The following is a 359-nucleotide window of genomic DNA, read 5'->3' on the forward strand; positions in this document are numbered from 1 at the left end:
GTCAATGTAGATCACGTAATAGGTGACCATGGTGTCATGATCTATGACACGGCGGATATCCTGCAGTCAGCCACAAGTTCTCTGAATAATCAGGGTGCCCGTGATGTGATCACTCTTTCCAATGGCAAGAATGTTGTCATCGCCGGTCAGGGCAATGATGAAGTAACGACTACCGGCGATGCTGACATTGTGGTCGGCGACAACGGCTCAGCTCTGTTTACCGATGGCCATCTGATCACGCTGACCAGTACGGATGTTGACGATTCCACCGGCGGTGATGACACCCTTAACCTCGGCGATGGATTCAACCGTGTTATTGGTGGTACTGGAACCGACACGATCACAGCGGGTGTCAATGT

At 51.5% G+C, this 359-nt stretch carries 1 protein-coding gene; it reads left to right on the forward strand.

The genetic code is table 11. The features are described 5' to 3' along the window. Positions 1–36: 36 nt before the first annotated feature. Positions 37–359: hypothetical protein (locus tag AC27K1_RS21730; protein WP_487152889.1), on the forward strand; the 323-nt coding region annotated here is incomplete at its 3' end.

The organism is Kistimonas ophiarachnellae (assembly GCF_057552235.1).